18 protein-coding genes are annotated in these 19,941 nt (G+C 29.1%); 16 read left to right on the forward strand and 2 right to left on the reverse strand.

Annotated elements, in window-relative coordinates; translation table 11 throughout:
- The first annotated feature begins 44 nt into the window (after window positions 1-44).
- The 7 genes from RSF37_RS05930 to aspS all read left to right on the forward strand — a co-directional run bounded on the left by RSF37_RS05930 (window position 45) and on the right by aspS (window position 8,503).
- On the forward strand, window positions 45-563 hold the full coding sequence (locus RSF37_RS05930; RefSeq protein WP_332563482.1) for an adenine phosphoribosyltransferase: 519 nt from the start codon (window positions 45-47) through the stop codon (window positions 561-563).
- 120 nt (window positions 564-683) lie between these two features.
- The gene (locus RSF37_RS05935) at window positions 684-2,870 is read left to right on the forward strand and encodes a RelA/SpoT family protein (protein ID WP_332563483.1); all 2,187 of its coding nucleotides are present in this window, start codon (window positions 684-686) and stop codon (window positions 2,868-2,870) included.
- Between the two features lie 14 nt (window positions 2,871-2,884).
- Window positions 2,885-3,334 (forward strand): D-aminoacyl-tRNA deacylase, encoded by a 450-nt coding sequence (gene dtd / locus RSF37_RS05940; RefSeq protein ID WP_332563484.1) that lies wholly within the window; start codon window positions 2,885-2,887, stop codon window positions 3,332-3,334.
- 20 nt (window positions 3,335-3,354) lie between these two features.
- Window positions 3,355-3,954, forward strand: coding sequence for an MBL fold metallo-hydrolase (locus RSF37_RS05945; protein ID WP_332563485.1), 600 nt, complete (start codon window positions 3,355-3,357; stop codon window positions 3,952-3,954).
- Window positions 3,955-3,963: 9 nt separating this feature from the next.
- Complete coding sequence (locus RSF37_RS05950) at window positions 3,964-5,400, forward strand: coproporphyrinogen III oxidase (protein WP_332563486.1); 1,437 nt, start codon at window positions 3,964-3,966, stop codon at window positions 5,398-5,400.
- Between the two features lie 11 nt (window positions 5,401-5,411).
- Window positions 5,412-6,662, forward strand: a complete 1,251-nt coding sequence (hisS, locus tag RSF37_RS05955) for a histidine--tRNA ligase (protein WP_332563487.1) — start codon at window positions 5,412-5,414, stop codon at window positions 6,660-6,662.
- 47 nt (window positions 6,663-6,709) lie between these two features.
- Window positions 6,710-8,503, forward strand: a complete 1,794-nt coding sequence (gene aspS, locus RSF37_RS05960; protein ID WP_332563488.1) for an aspartate--tRNA ligase — start codon at window positions 6,710-6,712, stop codon at window positions 8,501-8,503.
- Between the two features lie 36 nt (window positions 8,504-8,539).
- On the opposite strand, the gene RSF37_RS05965 is transcribed toward aspS, so the two are convergent.
- Window positions 8,540-8,917 (reverse strand): hypothetical protein, encoded by a 378-nt coding sequence (locus tag RSF37_RS05965; protein ID WP_332563489.1) that lies wholly within the window; start codon window positions 8,915-8,917, stop codon window positions 8,540-8,542.
- A gap of 146 nt (window positions 8,918-9,063) precedes the next feature.
- Between RSF37_RS05965 and RSF37_RS05970 the strand changes: the two genes are divergently transcribed.
- The 5 genes from RSF37_RS05970 to RSF37_RS05990 all read left to right on the forward strand — a co-directional run bounded on the left by RSF37_RS05970 (window position 9,064) and on the right by RSF37_RS05990 (window position 15,924).
- A complete protein-coding gene (locus RSF37_RS05970) occupies window positions 9,064-9,624 on the forward strand; it encodes a hypothetical protein (protein WP_332563490.1) in 561 nt (186 codons plus the stop codon).
- Between the two features lie 184 nt (window positions 9,625-9,808).
- A complete protein-coding gene (locus RSF37_RS05975; RefSeq protein WP_332563491.1) occupies window positions 9,809-10,594 on the forward strand; it encodes a dimethylarginine dimethylaminohydrolase family protein in 786 nt (261 codons plus the stop codon).
- A 153-nt stretch (window positions 10,595-10,747) separates the two neighbouring features.
- Complete coding sequence (locus RSF37_RS05980; RefSeq protein WP_332563492.1) at window positions 10,748-12,505, forward strand: C40 family peptidase; 1,758 nt, start codon at window positions 10,748-10,750, stop codon at window positions 12,503-12,505.
- Window positions 12,506-12,678: 173 nt separating this feature from the next.
- Entirely contained in the window at window positions 12,679-13,977 is a 1,299-nt protein-coding gene (locus tag RSF37_RS05985) for a homoserine dehydrogenase (RefSeq protein ID WP_332563493.1), read from the forward strand.
- A gap of 288 nt (window positions 13,978-14,265) precedes the next feature.
- Window positions 14,266-15,924 (forward strand): cell shape-determining protein, encoded by a 1,659-nt coding sequence (locus RSF37_RS05990; protein WP_332563520.1) that lies wholly within the window; start codon window positions 14,266-14,268, stop codon window positions 15,922-15,924.
- Window positions 15,925-15,964: 40 nt separating this feature from the next.
- Here RSF37_RS05990 and RSF37_RS05995 read toward each other — a convergent pair whose 3' ends face one another.
- Complete coding sequence (locus RSF37_RS05995) at window positions 15,965-17,182, reverse strand: ComEC/Rec2 family competence protein (protein WP_332563494.1); 1,218 nt, start codon at window positions 17,180-17,182, stop codon at window positions 15,965-15,967.
- 158 nt (window positions 17,183-17,340) lie between these two features.
- Between RSF37_RS05995 and RSF37_RS06000 the strand changes: the two genes are divergently transcribed.
- The 4 genes from RSF37_RS06000 to RSF37_RS06015 are packed head-to-tail and all read left to right on the forward strand — an operon-like array spanning window position 17,341 to window position 19,905.
- Complete coding sequence (locus RSF37_RS06000; protein WP_332563495.1) at window positions 17,341-17,712, forward strand: GntR family transcriptional regulator; 372 nt, start codon at window positions 17,341-17,343, stop codon at window positions 17,710-17,712.
- An 18-nt stretch (window positions 17,713-17,730) separates the two neighbouring features.
- Window positions 17,731-18,600, forward strand: a complete 870-nt coding sequence (locus RSF37_RS06005; RefSeq protein WP_332563496.1) for an ABC transporter ATP-binding protein — start codon at window positions 17,731-17,733, stop codon at window positions 18,598-18,600.
- A 5-nt stretch (window positions 18,601-18,605) separates the two neighbouring features.
- The gene (locus RSF37_RS06010) at window positions 18,606-19,226 is read left to right on the forward strand and encodes an ABC-2 transporter permease (RefSeq protein WP_332563497.1); all 621 of its coding nucleotides are present in this window, start codon (window positions 18,606-18,608) and stop codon (window positions 19,224-19,226) included.
- A gap of 1 nt (window position 19,227) precedes the next feature.
- Complete coding sequence (locus tag RSF37_RS06015; protein WP_332563498.1) at window positions 19,228-19,905, forward strand: ABC-2 transporter permease; 678 nt, start codon at window positions 19,228-19,230, stop codon at window positions 19,903-19,905.
- Window positions 19,906-19,941: the final 36 nt, after the last annotated feature.

Below are 19,941 nucleotides of genomic sequence, written 5' to 3' on the forward strand. Positions count from 1 at the left end.
CTAAAATTAATTAAAAGATTAATAAAATTATTGGAGGAATTAATATGAATTTAAAGGATAAGATAAGAGTAATAGATAATTTTCCTAAAGAAGGTATAAGTTTTAAGGATATTACTACACTAATAGGTGATGGAGAAGGATTAAGAGCTTCAGTTGATGAAATAGTTAACCACTTAAAGGACAAGAATGTTGATGTTGTAATAGGACCAGAAGCTAGAGGATTCATATTTGGAGTTCCAGTTGCATATGCTTTAGGCGTTGGATTCGTACCAGTTAGAAAGCCTGGTAAGTTACCAGGAGAAACATTAAGTATGGCTTATGACTTAGAATATGGTACAGATAACTTAGAAATACACAAAGATGCAATTAAAAAGGGACAAAGAGTAGCAATCGTTGATGATTTATTAGCAACAGGTGGAACTATAGAAGCAGTTGCAAAACTTGTTGAACGTGCTGGTGGAGAAGTAGTTTCATTAGATTTCGTAATTGAACTTACAGAGTTAAGAGGAAGAGATAAGTTAGAAGGTTATGATGTAATGTCATTAACTCAATATGATGTATAAAATTATTTGAAAAAGATTTGACAATATTATATAATAATAGATAATGGCTGGTTAGAAAACCAGCCTTTGATTTTAAGTAATTATACTAATTATACTATTTAAAGGGAGCGTAATCCTAATATGATAGACGATTTAATTAAAGTTATCAATGAAAATTGTAACAATGTCGATATTGATGTAATAAAAAAAGCTTATAAGTTAGCAGAAAAAGCACACAAAGACCAAAAAAGAGAATCAGGAGAACCGTACATAATACATCCAATTGATGTAGCTTGTATTTTGGCTGAACTTGGTATGGATACTAGCACAATTGCGGCTGGTCTTCTTCATGATGTAATCGAAGATACTGATTATACTTATGAAGATATGGAAAATGAGTTTAGTGAAGAAATAGCAAACTTAGTTGAAGGTGTAACAAAACTAGGTAAAATACAATACAAAACAAAAGAAGAACAACAAGCAGATAATGTTAGAAAAATGCTACTTGCAATGGCAAGAGATATAAGAGTAATAATTATAAAGCTCGCAGATAGACTTCATAATATGAGAACTCTTAAATTTATGAAAAAAGAAAAGCAAAAGCAAAAAGCTAAAGAAACATTAGATATATATGCACCACTTGCACATAGATTAGGTATGTCAAAGATAAAGTGGGAACTTGAAGATCTTTCTTTTAGATATTTACATGAAGAAGAGTATTATGATTTGGTTCACAAAATTGCAGAGAAGAGAATCGAGAGAGAAGAATATATTGATTCAGTTATATTAGACTTAGATGATAAACTTCAAGATGCCGGAATAGATGCAGATATTGAAGGAAGACCAAAACATTTCTATAGTATATATAGAAAGATGGTTAATAAGCATAAATCTATTGAACAAATATTTGATTTAACTGCAATAAGAATATTAGTTAATTCAGTAAAAGACTGTTATGGTGTTTTAGGAATAGTGCATACTATTTATAAACCAATACCAGGAAGGTTTAAAGATTATATAGCAATGCCAAAACCTAATATGTATCAATCACTTCATACAACTGTAATTGGACCTCAAGGGAAGACTTTTGAGATTCAAATAAGAACATTTGAGATGCACAAGACTGCTGAGTACGGTATAGCGGCTCACTGGAAGTACAAAGAAGGTAGCGAAGAGGAAAAGGGCGTTGACTTTGAAAAGAAGCTAGCGTGGCTTAGAGATATATTAGAATGGCAAAAGGAAACTTCAGATGCTGAAGAGTTTATGGAAGGATTTAAAATAGATTTATTCTCTGATGAAGTATTTGTATTTACACCAAAAGGTGTTGTAATAAATTTAGCTAGTGGATCAACACCAATAGACTTTGCTTATAGAATTCATACAGATGTGGGTAATAGATGTATTGGAGCTAAAGTAAGTGGTAAGATTGTACCACTTGATTATAAACTTAAAACTGGTGAAATAGTTGAAATTATAACTTCTAAAACTGCAAAGGGACCTAAGATGGATTGGCTTAATATTGCAAAGAGCAATCAGGCAAAGAGCAAAATAAGACAATGGTTTAAAAAGGTTAAAAAAGAAGAAAATATAGATAAAGGTAAAGAATTCTTAGAAAAAGAGCTTAAGAAGCAAGGTGTTTTATTTAATGATATAGCTAAAGGCGATGCATATGATAAGATGCAAAAGAGATATAATATTCATAGCATGGAAGACTTATATGCTAGTTTAGGAATTGGTATGCTTAGTGCATCAAGTTTTGTTTCAAGGCTTAAAGAAGAAAATATAGATGATAAAGATAAACATTCTAAAGAGGCTGTAGAAAAGAATGTTGAAGAACAAATTTTAAAAAGTGAAAGAAAGCAACAGTCAAGTGATAATAATTATGGAATTACTGTAAAAGGCCTTAATAACATTATGGTTAGATTTGCAAAGTGTTGTAATCCAGTTCCCGGTGATGAAGTATTAGGCTACATCACAAAAGGTAGAGGGGTATCAATACATAGAAAAGACTGTAGTAATATAAAGTCACTAGTTAAAAATGAACCTGAAAAGATAGTTGAAGCAAGTTTCGGAAAAGAAAAAGGTGCTGGATACTTAGCTGAGGTTCAAATTAAAACAGAAGATAGAATGGGTATAATCTCAGACGTTATGCAAGTTATTAATGATAAAGGGTTACCTTTAATCGGATTAAATGCAAATTCTTCTAAAGGAAATGTTGCCTTAATAAATCTAAAAGTTAAAATAAATTCAGTTGAGCAATTAAAAGAATTTATGAAAAACATTAGAAAATTAAAAGGTGTTACAGATGTGTATAGAGTAAATAATTAAAGGATGTGCAATTTATGAGAGCTGTAGTTCAAAGGGTTTCTTCATCTAACGTTAAAGTTTCTGGAGAAGTAATAGGTAGTATTGGAAAAGGGCTTAATGTTTTAATTGGTATTTCAAAAGAAGATACATTAGAAGATATAAAGTATATTAAAGATAAAATAGTAAATTTAAGAATATTTGAAGATGAAAATGAAAAGATGAATTTTTCATTATTAGATATAAAAGGTGAGCTTTTAGTAATTTCTCAATTTACACTATATGGTGATTGTAGAAAGGGAAGAAGACCAAACTTTATGAATGCTAAAGGTGGCGAAGAAGCTAATATATTATACTTAAAACTAATAGAAATGCTAAAAGAAACAGGGCTTAAAGTTGAATGTGGTGAATTTGGAGCAGATATGAAAGTTGATATTCAAAATGACGGGCCTGTAACGTTGCTTCTTGATAGCACTAAAGAATTTTAATATTAAGGAGATGGTTTTTTATGATGATAAAGACAATACCAGCAGGAATATATGATGCAAATTGTTATATAGTTATTGATGAAAAGACAAAGGAAGCTGGAATAATTGATCCAGGCGGAGATGATGTTAAGCTTTTAGAAATAATAAAGGGTTTAAATATTAAGCCAAAATTTATTTTATTAACTCATGCCCATTTAGATCACGTTGGAGCTACTGAATTTTTAAGTAAAGCACTTAATATTCCTTTTTACGTTCATGAAGCAGAACAAAAATATATAGAAAATGATAATTATGTATTTGGCAATATAAGAAAAGCAGATGGGTATTTAACAGAAGATACAGAACTTTATATAGGTGATAATAAAGTTAATATTATTCATACACCAGGACATACAGAAGGTGGAGTATCTTTCTTAATAGGAGATTCGCTTTTCTCAGGAGATACATTGTTTAAAGGTGCTATTGGAAGAACAGATTTCTCAGGTGGAGATTTTGGTCAAATAATAAATAGCATAAAAACAAAATTATTAAAATTAGATGATTTTATTGATGTATATCCAGGTCATGGACCAAAGTCAACAATTGGATTTGAAAGGAATAACAATCCATTCTTAAATTAAGGAGAAAATATGATAATAAATATAGGGTTAAATGATTTAAAATACAGATATGATGTTTATCAAATGTTTAACATATATTTTTCTTTAGATGAACTTAAATTCCCAAAGGAAGATGAAATAGAAAAATACGATTATTTGATAAATGTAAATGATAAAGAAGTTACGTTCAAGTATGGTAACTTTGAACTTAAAGAAGAAGTTACAGATAACATAAAAGATTCTTTAAAACTTCTTATATTCAAGGGCCTTAAAGAAATAACTTCAGATGAGTACCCTTGGGGAACTTTAGTTGGTATAAGACCATCAAAGATAGCCCTTAAGCTTTTAGATGAGGGTAAAACAGAAGAAGAAATAGTAGAACACTTTAGCAGTAAACACATGGCTAGCAAAGAAAAAGCAAAACTTTGTATTGAAGTTGCAGAATTTGAAAGAAAATTTGTAAATAAAGAAAGAAATAAGATTGCTATATATATCGGAATGGCCTTTTGCCCAACTAGATGTCTATACTGTTCCTTTGCATCGAATCCTATTTCAGGTAATAAAAAATTAGTAAGACCTTATTTAGATGCACTTTCAAAAGAAATTTTAAAAATAAGAGAATATGTGGATAATAAGAACTTAGAGATAGAAACTGTATACTTTGGAGGGGGTACTCCTACTGCAGTCTCAAATGAGGAGTTTGAAGAAATTATGGATAAGGTTTATAATTCTTTTGTAAAGGATAAAAATATTTTAGAATTTACTGTAGAATGTGGAAGACCTGATTCTATAACTGAAGAAAAACTTAGAACTATGAAAAAGTTTGAAGTTTCAAGAATAAGTATAAATCCACAAACAATGAATGATGAAACCTTAAAGATGATTGGAAGAAATCATTCATCAGAAGATGTTAGAGAAACATTTAAAATGGCAAGAAATTTAGGATTTGAAGATATTAACATGGATATGATAATTGGACTTCCAGCGGAAGGTCTTGAAAATGCTAAAATAACAGCTGAAGAAATTAAAAAGCTTAATCCAGACAGCTTAACTGTTCATGGTCTTTCTTTAAAGAGAGGATCAAGACTTTATGAGAATTTCATTCTTAAAAAAGGTCTTGGTATAAAGAGCCAGGAAGAGATAAGTAAAATGTATGAAGAAAGTAAGAGATTGGCTAATGAATTAAACTTAAAGCCATATTATATGTATAGACAAAAAAATATGGTCGGGAATATGGAAAACTTAGGATATGCGATGGAAGGCAAAGAATGTATTTATAATATGCAAATGATTGAAGATAAGCAAACTATAATTGCACTTGGAGCGGATGCGGTATCTAAAGTTGTATTTTTAGAAGAAAACAGAATAGAAAGATTCCCAAATGTTAAAGATGTTAGAGAATATATAAGTAGAATAGATGAGATGATAGAAGGTAAGATTGATTTACTTAATACATTATATAAATAGGAGGTAAATAGATGGAAATACAAGCGCCTAAAGGTACTAAAGATATGTTACCAAGTGATGCGTATAAATGGCATTATGTTGAAAATATATTTAGAGAAATGTCAAAGAATTTTGGAATTAGAGAAATAAGAACTCCAATGTTCGAACACACTGAACTATTTTTAAGAGGAGTTGGAGAGACAACTGATATAGTTTCAAAAGAAATGTATACTTTTAAAGATAAAGGTGACAGAAGTATAACTTTAAAGCCAGAAGGAACAGCACCAGCTGTTAGAGCATTTATAGAAAATAGATTGTTTAATGAAGTACAACCAACAAAACTTTTCTATATAACACCATGCTTTAGATATGAAAAGGCTCAGAAGGGTAGATATAGAGAATTTCATCAATATGGAGTAGAAATGTTTGGTTCAAAAGAGCCTTCAATAGATGCAGAAGTTATGGCACTTGCTATGTCAATACTTAAAAAGATAGGGTTAAAAGGATTAAGCTTAAATATAAATAATTTAGGATGTCCTGAATGTAGACCTAAATACAATGAAGCTCTTAAAAAATTCTTAGAAGAAAATTATGAAGGATTATGTCCTACTTGTAAGGAAAGATTCAATAAGAATCCTATGAGAATTTTAGATTGTAAAGAGAGATCATGTAATCAAATAACAAAGAATGCCCCTACAATTTTAGAATACATATGTACAGATTGTAGTGATCACTTTGAAAAAGTAAAAGAGTACTTAGATATTCTAGGAATAGAATATAATATAGATCCTTCAATTGTTAGAGGACTTGATTATTACACTAAAACTATATTTGAAATATTAAATTCAGACTTCACAGTGTGTGGAGGAGGAAGATATGATAAACTAATAGAAGAAATAGGTGGACCGGAAACTCCAGCTATAGGTTTTGGTATGGGAATAGAAAGACTTATAATGACAATAGAAAATGAAGGAATTGAAATTCCAAATGAACCATTAGTTGAATTATATTTAGCATCTAGAGGGGAAGAGGGAGCAAGAGAAGCATTTAAGTTAGCTCATGCCCTTAGAGAAGTTGGAGTTAATGCAGAAATAAATCATGCAGGAAGAAGCTTTAAAGCAGAAATGAAATATGCAAACAAAATAGATGCAAAATTCAGTGTTGTTTTAGGTGATGATGAACTTAATACTAGAATTGCAAGATTTAAGAGAATGAGTGATGGAGAACAATTTGAATTAAGCTTAGAAGACTTAGATAAAATAAAAGAAGTTATAAAAGCTTAAAATTAATTTGCTAAAATAATATTAAAATAGATATGGAGGAATCACATATGGCAGAAGCGCTTAGCGGTTTAAAAAGAACAATGATGTGTGGTGAACCTAGAGAAGAACATAAAGGTAAGAAAGTTACTTTAATGGGATGGGTTCAAAGAAATAGAAAGCTTGGAGGATTACAGTTCATCGATTTAAGAGATAGAACTGGAATAATGCAAGTAGTATTCGGTGACGATGTAAAAGAAGAAGTTTTTGAAAAGGCAAAGGGAGTAAGACCAGAATATTGCGTAGCTGTAACAGGTGAAGTTGTATTAAGAGAAGCTCCAAATAAAGATTTAGCTACAGGACTTGTAGAACTAAAATGTGAGGACATTAAAATTCTTTCAGAATCAGAAACTCCTCCAATATACATTAAAGAAGATTTAGATGCAGCTGAAAATATAAGATTAAAGTATAGATACTTAGACCTTAGAAGACCAGATATGCAAAAAATATTCATGATTAGAAATAGAGCATCAAAGGCTGTTAGAGATTACTTAGATACAAATGGTTTCTTAGAAGTTGAAACACCAATGCTTACAAAGAGTACTCCAGAAGGTGCAAGAGATTACTTAGTTCCTTCAAGAAACTACCCAGGAATGTTCTATGCACTTCCTCAATCACCACAAATATTTAAGCAATTATTAATGGTGTCAGGATTTGATAAATATTATCAAATAACTAAGTGTTTCAGAGATGAAGACTTAAGAGCTAATAGACAACCTGAATTTACTCAAATCGATTTAGAAATGAGTTTTGTAGATCAAGAAGATATTATGGCGTTAAATGAAGGCTTAGTAGCTCACGTATTTAAAGAAGTTTTAGGACATGAAGTTAAGCTTCCAATTAAGAGAATGACATTTAAAGAAGCAATGGAAAGCTACGGTTCAGATAAACCAGACTTAAGATTTGGAATGAAGATTCAAGATCTTACAAAAGCTGTAGAAGAAGTTGAATTCAAAGTATTCAGCGATGCAATTGCAAATGGAGGTTCAGTTAGAGGACTTCTTGTTGAAGGCGGAGAATCTATGGGAAGAAAAGACATAGATAGACTTGGTGAATTTGTTAAAACATACAAAGCTAAAGGTCTTGCTTGGATTAAAGTTAAAGAAGATGGTATACAATCTCCTATAGCTAAATTCTTAAGTGAAGAACAAATGTCTAATCTTTTAGAAACTGTAGGAGCAAAGAGCGGAGACTTAGTTTTAATCGTTGCTGATAAAAATTCAGTTGTATTCCAAAGTTTAGGTGCTTTAAGATTAGAACTTGCAAAGAAGCTTGATTTAATTAAAGATAAAAAAGAATTTAACTTTACATGGATTACAGAATTCCCACTATTTGAGTACAGCGAAGAGGAAAATAGATATACAGCATGTCACCACCCATTCACAGCTCCAATGGAAGAAGATTTAGAATTCTTAGAAACTGATCCAGGAAAAGTTAGATCAATAGCATATGATTTAGTTTTAAACGGAGAAGAATTAGGTGGAGGATCAATAAGAATCCACGATACTAAACTTCAAGAAAGAATGTTTAAAGCATTAGGATTCACAATGGAAGAAGCTTGGGCAAGATTTGGATTCTTATTAGAAGCATTCAAATTTGGACCACCACCACATGGCGGATTAGCATTTGGTCTTGATAGAATGATTATGTTCTTAGCTGGAACTGATAACATTAAAGATGTTATTGCATTCCCTAAAAATCAAAATGCATACTGCTATTTAAGTGAAGCTCCAAACATTGCTGATGAAAAGCAATTAAGAGAACTTGGAATATTATTAGCTCCAAAAGAAGAGAGCGAAGAATAATTGTTAAGGCACCTAATTTTAGGTGCCTTTTTTAGTTTAAAATATACTCATAATAATTAAAAGTATACCAGACAACATTACTTCTAGATTGTGAAATCTTAAGTCAAAAATAGTTGAATTTAAAAATCTATTTTCCTTTAATATTTCATTTTCTCTTTTAGCTAAAGCAAGTTTAGCTTCAGAAAAATACGGAGATTTACTTTGGCTTAATGAATTAAGTTCAACCATAGCACTATGTCCATCATACAAAGAGAAACATCCGAGTATAGCAGGAACAAGACCTATACATAGTAAAACATCGTTATAAAGAATATTAGTACTTATTGATATGAAAAAGGCTATAATTAGCTCAAGTAAAAGATAAATAATAAAACATTTCAATCTTTCTTTTAGTTCAAACCTCTTAATTTTCATAAATGGAGCCTCCTAAAAACCTTCTATTACTAAATTATATTCAGCAGGTATTTCAAAGTAAACATTTTCCAATGAACTTATAGAATAATTTTTTTGCTTTGAGGAAAAATAATTTGTGTATTGATAATTAAGGAGGATAAGATATTATGAAAAATAAGATTAGAAAAAGTATTATTGCAGCAATGTTATTTATTGGATTATTTTCAATTCCAGTTTCTGCAAGTCCAATGAAGGGACCATTATTTATGGGAACAGTAACAAAAGCTGAGAAGTGCAATGACTCTAAAAATATTAAGCTAACTGTAGAAGGCTACATGAAAGCTTGTGATGTATATAAAGGTCAAATTATTGTTATAGTTAATGATAGCACTAAGATTACTTCAAGCTGTGATAAAAAGGATTCAAAAGAAGATATTAAATGTGAGGTTGGAGACTATGTATGTATAGCACTAGATAAGAAAATTACAAAATCAATTCCACCTCAAGCAGCAGCTAAAAAAGTTCAAGTAACTAAAGCTAAAGAAAGAGCAGAAAAAGAAACTAGTGTAAACGACGTTTATACTGAGGAAGAAAAAGCGGAAGCAGAAGAAGACAAAGAATCAAAAGATGAAAAAACTTTTGGAGAAGATATTAAAAGTAATCCAGAAGAAGAGTCTAAAAAAGAAATAAAAAAAGAAGTTAAAGAAGAAACAAAAGAAGAAAAATAATAAAAAAGAGAGAACTAAAAATAATCTTTTTAGCTCTCTCTTTTAAATTTAATGTTAAAATTTATAGATTATATAGTACAATATAATATAAGTATATAAATATTGATAAATAATAAATGGCGTTATATTATAATAATAAGAAATGATTGTTCATAATAATTAAAAACGAAAGAGGACTGAGAATATGAAAGATTTAAAATATATTTTAATGAGGTATCCAAGTTATTTTGAAATTATAGATTATAGAAATGAACATAAAGATACTATTACAATGGAAAAAGTTTATGATAATTACAATAATCTTTTAAATATATTATCAGAAGAAAATATTCAGTATTATTTCTTAAATACTGGTAAGGGACCAAGTGAAGTATTTACAAGAGATATAGGATTTACTTTAGATGATACATTATTCGTATGCAAATTAAAAAGCAGGCATAGAAAAAAAGAAACTGAGAAACTTTTAGAACATATAAAAAAGAATAGATATAAATATTATGAGTTTGAAAATGAAATTGAAGGTGGGGATATTGTAATTGGTGAATCAACAATATTTGTTGGATTAAGCCAAAGAACCAGTGAAGAAGCAATAAAAGAACTTGAAACATATTTAGAGGAAACTAAAAGTAAGTACAAAGTTCAACCTATAAGGTTTGATACTGAAAGTAAATTACATTTAGACTGCGTATTTAATATTTTAGATAAAAAATCAGCAATTGTATGTGATTATATTTATGATATGGAAATAATTGAAAATAATTTCAAAAATCTTTATTATTTATCAAAGAAAAGCGCTGACAATTTTGGTACTAATGTAATACCTTTAGGAAAGAAAAGGGTCATATGTAGTGATATTGAAGCTATAAGGGTACTTAGAAAAGGTGGATATAAAGTATTGCAATGTGAGTTTGATGAAATTACTAAGGCTGGAGGAAGTATTTGTTGTAGCACACTCCCAATTAGATTATAATTCCTAAAAGCCTATATACTGTAAATTATGTTACGTAAATGTTACTTTTGGCATAAAAGTTACAAAATGATTAAAATTTCCTTTAAAAAAAATTGTAATTAGAGTAAAATGTAATTATATAGTGTTATAATTTGGGTATATGGGAGTGATAAAATGGATAATAAGAAGAAAATAATGGCATTAGTATTAGCAACATCTGCAGGTACAGGAGCAGTTCTTTTACAAGATGGAAATATAGCTCATGCAGATAATTTAAATAAACAATCAATGCAATCAGAAAGAATAGCAAGCACAGGTGAAGTCGTTAATATATCAAGTTGCTTAAGAGTTAGATCTAAAGCAAGCACTAGTTCAGAAATCGTAGGATATTTACATAATAAAGATAAAGTAAATATTCAAGGAAAAGAAGGTAGTTTTTATAAAATTAACTTCAGTGGTAAAACAGGATATGTTCATGAAGATTATATAAAAGTTGGATCAAGTGGATCAAATGATACAACATCTTCAGGTAAAGGTAAAGTAGTAAATATAACTAGTAGCCTTAGAATAAGAAGTGGTGCATCAACTAATACTTCAACAATTGGTTACTTATATGAAGGAAATACTTTCGATATAATTGGTAAGTCTGGAGATTGGTACAAAATAAAAACTAATGGTACAACAGGATATATATATGGAGAATATGTTGAAGTACTAGGTAGTAATGGTAATGGTAATGATAACAATAATGATAACAGCAATACCGGAAAAATGGGACAAGTTAAAAATGTTACAAGCAGTCTTAGAATAAGAAGTGGTGCTGGAACAAACCATTCAGTTGTTGGTTATCTTTCTAATGGAGATAAATTTAAAATATTAGAAAAAAGTGGTTCATGGTACAAAATTAATGGTAATGGCAATGTAGGATATGTACATAGTGATTACGTTAGTGTAATAGGAGAAGATAGTGGTAATAATAACAATGGTGGCGAAACAAATGAAAAGTCTACTGGTAAGGTTATTAATATTACTTCAAACTTAAGAATAAGAAATGCACCAAACACAACTAGTTCAGTTGTTGGTTACTTATTAAATGGACAAACATTTAATATTACAGGAAAGTCAGGTTCTTTCTATAAAATAAATCACAATGGAACAGTAGGATATGTACATCAAGATTATGTACAAGTTATTGGAGATGGCAATACTGGTGGTAACGACAACGGTGGAAGTAACAATAACAATGGTGGAACAGCAATTAATAAAAATGGAAGATTAGTTAATGTTTCAACTAGTTTAAGGCTTAGAAATGAGCCAAGCACAAATAGTTCAGTAGTTGGATACTTAGTACCTGGTGAAACATTCAAGGTAATAAGTAAGCACGGAGATTGGTATAAAGTAAGTTCAAATGGAAAGACAGGATATGCAAGTGCAGAATATATTAAAATAGTTGATGGCAATGATGATAATACATCAAACTCAGCAAGCTTTGAAGCTGTATTTAATATTTTAAAAGCCCAAGTTGGCTCACCATATATATGGGGAGGTAAAGGAGAACTTATAACAACAGATAGCTTAAGAATGTTCAAAAACATGTATCCATCAGAAGCTGCAGAAGGTAAGTATAACATTCCTTCTAAGTATATAAATAATGGATATAGAGCATTTGACTGTTCAGGACTATTATATTGGGGCTTTAGACAAGTTGGAATCAACATTGGAGGATCAACTTATTCACAAATAAACGCTGGTAGAGAAGTATCAGTAAATGATGCAAGACCAGGAGATTTATTGTTCTACGGTAGCTTAGAGCATGTTGGAATGTATATTGGTAATGGTCAATGGATACAAGCACCAAAATCACATGACTACGTTAAAATATCAAGTGTGCCATGGAGCAGAATAGGAAGAGCTAGAAGAGTATTAAATTAAGATTTTATATAAGAGAGTGTAAGTTAATTATTTTAACGGACACTCTTTTTTTTATGTGCATTTATGGAAAAATTAAACATAAATAACAATAATATATGGAAAAATTATACTTTTAACTGTATAATTAGAGTTGTATCGTAATTGGGGTATTTTAGAAAAAAGGGGGTATATTCATGAAAAAAATTAATATTGCATTACTAGGTCTTGGTAATGTTGGGCGTGGAGTTTGGATGATATTAAACTCCAATAAAGATGAAGTTATTAAACGTTCAGGTTATGAAATTGAAGTATCAAAAATTCTAGTAAGAGATGTTGATAAGGACAGAGGCTTTTCGGTACCTAAAGAAATCTTAACAACTGATTTTAATGAAATCTTAAATGATGATTCTATAAAAATAGTTATAGAAGTTATGGGTGGAGTTGAACCAGCTAGAGATTATATGATAAAGTGCATGGAGAAAAAGAAGCATATTGTAACTGCAAATAAGATGTTACTTGCAACTAGAGGTGATGAATTATTTGAAAAGGCAGATGAAATGGGGCTAATGTTCCAATATGAAGCTAGCGTTGCAGGGGGAATCCCTATTATACAAGGGATTAATGAAAGTTTAACTGCAAATAAAGTTATTGAGATGTACGGAATAGTAAATGGTACAACAAATTATATTTTAACTAAGATGGAATTGGAGGGTTTAACTTTTGAAGAAGCATTAGAAGGAGCGCAAGCAAAAGGATATGCAGAAGCGGATCCAACATCAGATATTGAAGGCTTTGATGCTCAATATAAGCTTGCAATACTTTCATCTTTAGCTTTTGGAACAAAAATTGATGTTGAAAATGTATATAGGGAGGGTATTACAAATATTAAACCTTTAGATATTGAATATGCTAAAGAGTTTAAGAAAGTAATAAAATTATTAGCGACTGTAAAAGATAAAAATGGAAAGCTTGAAATGAGAGTTCATCCAACAATGATTCCAGAAAATCATCCACTTGCTAATGTATATGATTCTTATAATGCAGTGCTTGTAAAAGGAAATGCAGTTGGAGATTTAATGTTTTATGGAAGAGGTGCTGGAGATCTACCAACAGGAAGTGCAGTTGTAAGTGATATGATAACAATACTAAAAAATGATGTATATAGTGAAAATTTAAATACAGTAGTTAAAAACAATTTATGGGATAAGAAAATAAGAGATATGAGAGGTGTTGAAAGTAAATATTATATAAGGACAAGGGTATTAGACGAACCTGGAGTTCTTGGTGATATAACAGCAATATTTGGAGATTATGATATAAGCTTAGGATCTGTAATACAAAAGGGAGAGAATATAAAAACTAATGAAGTTGATTTAGTTTTAGTAACTCATAATTGTAGAGAATCTCAAATAATTAATGCTATTGATGATATATACGAACTTAAAACAGTCAGGAAGATTGAAAATATAATTAGGATCGAAGATTTTAATTAAGCATACAATAAAAATAATAAAAGTCTAAAAATATTTGGGTAAATAACAAATATTTTTAGACTTTTTATTGTTATATTTTAAAGTGTAAACATACATTTTAATAAAGTTAATAAAGAATGTAAAATTTATGAATAAAGTTTAAAATAATATAGTATTAATTATTACATTATGATATAATTAAAACAACTTAAATAAGAAGGAGATTAAATTATGAATGGTAGAGGAGATTTTTCGGAAATTTTTGATTTTATATCAAAACTAAAGAAGAAGAAAAGCAATGTTTACAACATGAATGGAAAGAAACCAGCAACTTTAAAAGGATATTTAAAATGGCTTGTTATAGCATATTTAGCTATGGGTATAATATTATTTATGCAAAGCAAATTAATATTAGATTTTTCACTTAGCTTTTTCGCTTTAGTAGTCCCTTTTGCTGTATGTAGTATAATTTATGGAGTTACACACTTAAGCAAAAAGTATACAAGCATTGGAGCTGCAGCAATAGTATTATATGTTGCGCTTATGATAATTTTTAGTCCTCTTGTAAGTTATAAAGCTCATAGAGAACTACTTGGAAATGTTGATAGCGTTGAATTTTCAAGTCAAATTAAGCATATTGATTTAAAACAATTACCTACAATAGATAAAGAACTTGCAGACAAGCTTGCAGATAAGAAACTTGGAGAGATACCAAGCCTTGGTAGCCAAGTATATGTTGGAGATTTAACACTTCAAAGTGTAAATGGTGAACTTTATTATGTGGCGCCACTTGAGCATTCATCACTTTTTAAATGGATTTCAAATCATGAAGGAACACCAGGATATGTGAAAGTTAGTGCTACAAATCAAAATGATGTACAATTAGTTACTGAACTTGATGGAGCACCATTAAAGATTAAGTACTTACAATCATCATACCTATTTAGCGATTTAGATAGAGCAGCATTTTTAAGAGATATGAAGGCTGGACATACTGATTATACATTTGAACTTGATGATCAAGGAAAACCATACTGGGTAGTTACAAGATACGACACAGGAGTTGGTATTACTGAATCAAAAGCAACAGGAGCACTTATAATTGATGCACAAAGCGGGAAATCAGAAGTATATAATATAGAAGATATGCCAAAATGGGTAGATAGAATTCAACCTGATAGATTTATTAAAAATTACATTGATAAATGGGGTACACTAGTTCATGGAGTATTTAACTTTAGTGATAAAGATAAGCTTGTATCAACAGATGGAATGAATTTAATATACAATAATGATGAATGTTATTACTATACTGGTATAACATCAGTTGGAAATGATGAAGGGTTAGTTGGATTTACATTAACTAATACTAGAGACGGAAAGACTACTATGTACAAAACAGCAGGAGCTACAGAAAATGCAGCAATGAAGTCTGCTGAAGGAAAAGTACAACAATATAAGTATACAGCAACATTCCCATATTTAATTAATATTCAAAATGAGCCAACATACTTTACAACATTAAAAGATGCTAATGGATTAGTTAAGAACTATGCTATGGTTAATGTTAAGAATTACAATACTGTAGCTGTTGGAGATTCACTTCAAGCAACACTTAACAAATATTTAGAGGCACTTACAAATACTAATATTTCTCTTGAAGGAAGCGATAATGCTAAAACTTCAGAAGGTGAAATTGAAAGAGTAGGACTTGTAATAAAAGAAGGTTCTAGTATATATGATATTAAGTTAAAGGGTGATGATAATATTTACTCAGTTTCTACAGAGACTGCAAGAGAAGTATCATTAAGTAAGCCTGGGGATAAAGTTAAGATAGAATATATGAATGTTGGAGATTCTAGATATATAATAGTAAACTCCTTCGAAAATATAAATACAGCTTTAAAAGATAAAAAGACTTCAAAGCCAAAAGAAGAAAAACCTGCTGAAGAAGCAAAAACAGAATAGATAAATTAAATCCCTGTAGGAAATTCCTACAGGGATTTTTTTAGTTACATTTTGAGCAAGCATCGTAACTTTTTTGTGCTTCTGATAAAGAAACTTGAGTTGCGTTATTTGGATTCATTCTTCCACAATTATTTATTGAATGATATTTACTGCCAGTTTCAGACAACCAAACTTTAGAAATGTTAGTATCTTGTTTAGTAGGTTTTGATTTTTCTTTAGGTTTACTTTTTTCAGGATGTTTTTCTGTGTTGTTCTTTGGTGTTTCCTTTACGCTGTCTTTAGAATCATCCTTATAGGAATAGCTTCCAGAAGAACAATCTGTTTTAACACCAGAACCAGTTGAAGTGAATATAATATTGCCGCATTCATCAGTTCTATGGACTTTAATATTTTTATTTTTAAGCTTATCCATTGTTTCTTTGTGAGGGTGGTTATATTTATTATCTTTTCCAACTGTTAATACAGCATATTCCGGATTAACTTTATTTAAAAATTCAGAAGTAGTACTTGTACGAGATCCATGATGGGCAACTTTCAGTACATCAATATCAATCATCTTACTTAATATTTCTTTTTCAGTTCCTTTTTCTGCATCACCAGTAAATAAGAATTTATCATTACCATTTACATATAAGGTAACAAGAGATTCTTCATTTGCATCAGAACCACCATTAGTATTAAAAATTTGTATATATGAATTATTATTTAATTCGAATTTACTTCCTTCTAAAGGAACGCTTGGACTAACTTTTTTATTAGCTGCTGCATTAATAAAATCTGTATACGTATCTGATGTACTAGATCCGTTAGCAACTAATAGATTATCTACTTTAAATGCATTTAAAACAGCATCAAGAGCACCAATATGATCAGCGTGAGGGTGGGTTGCTATCATATAATCTAAAGATTTAACACCATTATCTTTAATGTATTTTACTAAAGATTGTTCGTCATTATTATCTCCACCGTCTATAAGTATATTTTTAGAACCTGTAATTAAAATAGCATCACTGTTACCTGTATTTATAAAATGTACTTTACTTTCAGAAAGTGAATCATTAGACTTGCTTGTATTATCTGTATCATTACTTATAGAATTTTTAGTACTTTCATTTGAAGTAGATTGGCTTTGATTCGCATCAGCAGTTTTAGTATTGTCAGGACTAGAACAGGCTGAAAAAGTTAATGTTAAGGAAATGCAAATTGCTATTAGAAATGCAAACCTTGTATTAAGTAGTTTCTTGTTTGATTTTTTCATAATTTAACCCCTTTTGTAATAAAATGTCGTTAACTATAATATCACACAATAAATATATTTACAAATAATTAACAAAAAAGGTTGACTTTAATAAATACTGTGTATATACTGTATATATAGTATATACACAGTATTAACGATTCGGAAGAGGTGAAAGAATGAATATAATTATTTCAAATACTTCAGGGGTACCTATATATGAACAAATTTCAAAAGAAATAAAAAATGAAATATTAAATGGAAGCTTAATTGAAGGAGAAGCACTTCCGTCAATAAGAAGCTTAGCATCTGAACTTAGGGTAAGTGTTATTACAACAAAAAGAGCTTATGAAGAGCTTGAGAGAGAAGGATACATATATACAGTACCTGGTAAAGGCTCTTATATAGCAAGACAAAACAAAGAAATATTAAAAGAAGAGAAATTAAGAGAAATTGAAGAGAGATTATTAGATGCTATTGAAATATCAAATAGTATAGGACTTGAATTTGAGGAACTAATTGAAATGTTAAAAGCTTTAAAAGAAATATAAAATGAAGGAGAGAGTTTTATGAAAGAATATGTTAACGCTTTAGAAATTAATAATATAACAAAAAAATATAAGGGATTCTCTTTAGAAGATGTAAGTTTTACATTAAAAAAGGGATTTATAATGGGTTTAGTTGGACCAAATGGAGCAGGTAAAACAACTACAATAAAAGCAATAATGAATTTAATACAATTAAATAGTGGAAATATAAAAATATTTGAAGAAAGCATGAAAGAAAATGAAATAGGTATAAAAGATAGAATAGGATTTGTTTATGATGACTGTACTGCTTTTGATGATTTTACAATTGAGTATAATAAAAAAATAATATCATCATTTTACTCTAAGTGGGATGAAGATAAGTTCAATGAATATTTAAAGTTATTTGAACTAAATAGGCAGAAGAAAGTAAAAGACTTGTCAAAAGGTCAAAAGATGAGGTTTTCTCTTGCTATAGCATTATCACATGGAGCAGAACTGTTAATTCTTGATGAACCAACATCAGGTTTAGATCCTGTTTTCAGAAGTGAACTATTAGAACTGTTTTTTGATCTTATAAAAGATTCTGAGTTATCAATATTATATTCAACTCATATAACAGCTGACTTAGAAAAACTTGCAGATTATATTACATTTATAAAAGATGGTAAAGTTCAGTTTTCAAAAGAAAAGGATATTCTTTTAGAAGAATATTCAATAATTAAAGGTTCTCTAGATAAGTTAACAGATGATATGAAGAAAGATTTAATTGGTACAAAAGTATCAAAATATAACTTTGAAGCATTAATAGCGAACAAAGATAAATTCCTTAAGAAGTATGGAAAAGATTTTATTACTGAAAGAGCTAGTATTGATGACATTGTAGTTTACTCATCAAAGAAAAGGGGGTAATAGTAATGATAAGCCTACTTAAAATGGAGTTTTTGATACAAAAACAATATATAAAAACTTTTATATTTGCAATTGTAATAATAAGTACAAGTTTTATTATTAGTGGTGGAATATCAAGTATAAATGCTGTAAGTGCAGTATTGGTATTTTTATTAGTAGTAACAACTATTGAGGTTGAGAAGAGAAGTAAATTCAACTTATATTTAAACTCAATGCCTATTAAGAGAAGTGATTATATTGTATCTAAATATGTAAGTGCGCTTTTTTATATAATATTGGTAAACTTAATATGCTTTTTAATATATATTTTCCTAGATAAAATAATGAATAATAGTATAACAAATATAGATTATAACATTATAATTTTAACTGTATCGATGGAACTTATATATATAAGTATAATTGAGCCAGTATTCATTTTATTAAGTCACAAGTATTATAGAATTGCAAATATGATAACTGTTTTAGGGATCATGTTTATAGTCGAACAATTATATTCAAATGGATTATTATTAAATACAGTTAATAGGTATGGTAGCTTTATAATTTTAATAGTTGGAGCGGTGATGTTTCTTTTATCATTTATTTTCATTAATATAATTTATAGTAAAAAGGATGTGAAGTAACATGATTAATCTTGTACTAAAGGATTTAAAGGTTCAAATGCATATGTTTTTAATATGTATAGCAGTAATATTAGTTATGACAGCAGTATTTGTTGTAGGAATTAATAGTGGCGAAATTAATATTAGTAAAAGTTATAGCGAGATAGGTATGATATATATATTTGTCATAATAATATTTCCTATAAATAGTATAAATTATATTATAGCTAAGACAACTGGAAGAAGAAATAGTTCGAATGTATTATTAAGATCTCTTCCTATTAATATGAAAGATATAGTTATTAGTAAAGTACTTACACCTCTTGTAGTATTTCTTTTATATAATATAATTGCAATCATACCTATGGTAATTATATATTTAATTTATGGTATTAATGTACTGAATTTTGAAGTTATTTTAATAGCCTTTATAGTATTTTATAGCTTTTCAGTATTTAATATGTACACTAATTTATTATACCCAGATAGCAATACACTTGCATATGTAAGGGTTATACCAGTATTTATATTAGCCATTTCAGTAACATTGTTAAAAAAGATAGTTTTAACTGTTTCAGAATTAACATTAATTTTAGAGAATTTAAATGTTGTTTTAATGTTGATAGCGGTAGTTATAGTAGTTATAGCCTTTTTATCAGTAAATATAGTATTAAAAAAATATAAATCAATAGAAATATGAAAAAACAGGACACTAAATATAAAATACAAATTATAT

The organism is Clostridium sp. (assembly GCF_036643715.1).
Lineage (GTDB): Bacteria > Bacillota > Clostridia > Clostridiales > Clostridiaceae > Clostridium.

Excerpts from the sequence above, each read along its gene's own strand:
- RSF37_RS05930 (WP_332563482.1), top strand. The coding sequence starts at position 45 with ATGAATTTAAAGGATAAGATAAGAGTAATAGATAATTTTCCTAAAGAA.
- RSF37_RS05935 (WP_332563483.1), top strand. The coding sequence starts at position 684 with ATGATAGACGATTTAATTAAAGTTATCAATGAAAATTGTAACAATGTC.
- dtd (WP_332563484.1), top strand. The coding sequence starts at position 2,885 with ATGAGAGCTGTAGTTCAAAGGGTTTCTTCATCTAACGTTAAAGTTTCT.
- RSF37_RS05945 (WP_332563485.1), top strand. The coding sequence starts at position 3,355 with ATGATGATAAAGACAATACCAGCAGGAATATATGATGCAAATTGTTAT.
- RSF37_RS05950 (WP_332563486.1), top strand. The coding sequence starts at position 3,964 with ATGATAATAAATATAGGGTTAAATGATTTAAAATACAGATATGATGTT.
- hisS (WP_332563487.1), top strand. The coding sequence starts at position 5,412 with ATGGAAATACAAGCGCCTAAAGGTACTAAAGATATGTTACCAAGTGAT.
- aspS (WP_332563488.1), top strand. The coding sequence starts at position 6,710 with ATGGCAGAAGCGCTTAGCGGTTTAAAAAGAACAATGATGTGTGGTGAA.
- RSF37_RS05965 (WP_332563489.1), bottom strand. The coding sequence starts at position 8,917 with ATGAAAATTAAGAGGTTTGAACTAAAAGAAAGATTGAAATGTTTTATT.
- RSF37_RS05970 (WP_332563490.1), top strand. The coding sequence starts at position 9,064 with ATGAAAAATAAGATTAGAAAAAGTATTATTGCAGCAATGTTATTTATT.
- RSF37_RS05975 (WP_332563491.1), top strand. The coding sequence starts at position 9,809 with ATGAAAGATTTAAAATATATTTTAATGAGGTATCCAAGTTATTTTGAA.
- RSF37_RS05980 (WP_332563492.1), top strand. The coding sequence starts at position 10,748 with ATGGATAATAAGAAGAAAATAATGGCATTAGTATTAGCAACATCTGCA.
- RSF37_RS05985 (WP_332563493.1), top strand. The coding sequence starts at position 12,679 with ATGAAAAAAATTAATATTGCATTACTAGGTCTTGGTAATGTTGGGCGT.
- RSF37_RS05990 (WP_332563520.1), top strand. The coding sequence starts at position 14,266 with ATGAATGGAAAGAAACCAGCAACTTTAAAAGGATATTTAAAATGGCTT.
- RSF37_RS05995 (WP_332563494.1), bottom strand. The coding sequence starts at position 17,182 with ATGAAAAAATCAAACAAGAAACTACTTAATACAAGGTTTGCATTTCTA.
- RSF37_RS06000 (WP_332563495.1), top strand. The coding sequence starts at position 17,341 with ATGAATATAATTATTTCAAATACTTCAGGGGTACCTATATATGAACAA.
- RSF37_RS06005 (WP_332563496.1), top strand. The coding sequence starts at position 17,731 with ATGAAAGAATATGTTAACGCTTTAGAAATTAATAATATAACAAAAAAA.
- RSF37_RS06010 (WP_332563497.1), top strand. The coding sequence starts at position 18,606 with ATGATAAGCCTACTTAAAATGGAGTTTTTGATACAAAAACAATATATA.
- RSF37_RS06015 (WP_332563498.1), top strand. The coding sequence starts at position 19,228 with ATGATTAATCTTGTACTAAAGGATTTAAAGGTTCAAATGCATATGTTT.